3 protein-coding genes are annotated in these 2,001 nt (G+C 75.2%); 2 read left to right on the top strand and 1 reads right to left on the bottom strand.

Annotated features, from left to right (window positions below):
• A partial coding sequence (locus AC1MIR_RS21165; protein WP_480030155.1) for a polyprenyl synthetase family protein occupies window positions 1-908 on the bottom strand: 908 nt, incomplete at its 3' end.
• A 120-nt stretch (window positions 909-1,028) separates the two neighbouring features.
• Between AC1MIR_RS21165 and AC1MIR_RS21160 the strand changes: the two genes are divergently transcribed.
• Window positions 1,029-1,247: a putative signal transducing protein gene (locus AC1MIR_RS21160; RefSeq protein ID WP_480030154.1), complete on the top strand. Its 219-nt coding sequence runs from the start codon at window positions 1,029-1,031 to the stop codon at window positions 1,245-1,247.
• Window positions 1,244-2,001, top strand: a 758-nt coding sequence (locus AC1MIR_RS21155) for a tRNA1(Val) (adenine(37)-N6)-methyltransferase (RefSeq protein WP_480030153.1), incomplete at its 3' end; no start/stop codon positions are given. The genes AC1MIR_RS21160 and AC1MIR_RS21155, both read left to right, overlap by 4 nt.

Here is a 2,001-nt window from a genome sequence, read left to right as displayed (position 1 = left end):
GCGCGCGCGACCGTGTCGGCGAAGGCGCGATGCTTCTGCATCAGCGCGATCGCCATGGAGAGGTCCGCGTCGGACTGCTCGCGCCGCTCCACCGTGCGGCGCCAGAAGCCGCGCTCCTCCTCGGTGCCGCGGGCGAAGGCCAGCAGCACGGGAAGGGTGATCTTGCCTTCGCGGAAGTCGTCGCCGACGGTCTTGCCGAGCCGCTCCTGCTCCGCCGAGTAGTCGAGCGCGTCGTCCACCAGCTGGAACGCGACGCCGAGATTGTGGCCATAGGCGCGCAGCGCGGCCTGCGCCGCGGCATCGCAGCCTGCCACCACGGCGCCGACCTCGGTCGCCGCGGCGAACAGCGCCGCCGTCTTGCCCTCGATCACCGCCAGGTACTGCGCCTCGGTGCTGCTGGTGTCGTTCTGGATCACCAGCTGCAGCACCTCGCCCTCGGAAATGGTGGCGGAGGCTTCCGACAGGATGCGCAGCACCTCGAGCGAGCCATCCGTGACCATCAGCTGGAAGGCGCGCGCGAACAGGAAGTCGCCGACCAGCACGGAGGGCTTGTTGCCGAACAGCGCGTTGGCGCTGGCCTGGCCGCGGCGCAACGCGCTTTCGTCCACCACGTCGTCATGCAGCAGCGTCGCGGTGTGGATGAACTCGACGCAGGCCGCGAGCGCCACATGCCGCGTGCCGCGATAGCCGGCCATGCGCGCGGCGGCGAGCGTCAGCAGCGGCCGCAGCCGCTTGCCGCCCGCCGCGACGATATGCGCGGCCAGCTGCGGGATCAGCGCGACCTCGCTCTGCATGCGCTCGACGATCAGGCGGTTGCAGGCTTCGAGATCGTGGCGGACGAGCTCCGTCAGCGCCGCAAGCGCGTCCTCGCCGGCGGCGGGTGCGGCGGTGTCGGCGCTCGCCGGCATCGGAAGATCCACGCTCACTTGACCTCGTTCCAGGTGGCGGCAACCTAGCCGCCGCCCCACGCAGCGGCAAGCATCGCGGCCTGCCGCGCGCATGTGGGCACGATCCGCCGGGAGGCGAGGATGCGCGTTCTGCTCGCCACGACCGACCCGGTGCGGCTCTCCTTCCTGCTCGCGCTGCTGCGCGATGCCGGCTGCAACCCGGTGGTGTTCGACGCCGCGATCAGCGCGATCGAGGGTGGAATCGGCGCCTTCCCCCGCCGCCTGGCGGTGCCCGAAGAGGAGGCAGCCCAGGCGCTCCGCGTGCTGCGGGAGGCCGGAGAGACCGAGGGCATGCCGTGACCGGCGTCAGCGAGGATCGCCTGCTCGGCGGCCGGGTCCGCCTGCGCCAGCCGCGCGAGGGGCTGCGGGCCGGGCATGACGCGGTGCTGCTGGCCGCCGCGGGGCCGGCCGCGCCCGGCGACCGCGTGCTTGAACTCGGCTGCGGCAGCGGCGCCGCCTTCCTGTGCCTGGCCGCGCGGGTGCCGGGCGTCGCGGTGACGGCGGTGGAGCGCGAGCCGGCACTGGCCGCGCTGGCGCGGGAGAATGCGGCGCTCAACGGGCTGGCGGATCGCGTCACCGTGATCGAGGGCGACATCGCCGATCCCGCCTTGTGGCGGGTCCTGCCGCGTGTCGCGCAGGGCTTCGCCAATCCGCCCTTCTGGCCGGGCGGCTCGGCGCCTCCGCTGGCGCTGCGCCGGGCGGCGACCCATGAGGACGCGCCTTTGGCGGCCTGGGCCGCCTGTCTCGCGGCGGCGCGGGGCCATCGGGGCGGCGCGACCCTCATCCTGCCGGCCGCGCGCTTCGCGGATGGCCTCCGCGCACTTGGCGACGCCGGATTCGGCAGCCCGGCGCGGCGGCCGCTCTGGCCGCGGGCCGGCCGGCCGGCGACGCGGGTGATCCTGGCGGCGCGACGCGGGGGCAGGGGGCCGGGCCGGGTCCTGCCCGGCCTCGCGCTGCACGAGGGCACGGCGCATGGCGCCGCCCCCCCCGCCCGCCGCCACGACGGCGCGGGGCGGGGGAAAGGGGGGGCGTCATCTCGTGCGCGTCCGGGGGG

Source organism: Falsiroseomonas sp. RANM36, assembly GCF_056682175.1.
Note: the sequence above shows the minus strand (reverse complement) of the source record. Positions and strands in the feature narration are given on the sequence as shown.

What these genes read in the sequence shown, in the direction of transcription:
- AC1MIR_RS21160 (WP_480030154.1), top strand. Translation starts at nt 1,029, where the DNA reads ATGCGCGTTCTGCTCGCCACGACCGACCCGGTGCGGCTCTCCTTCCTG.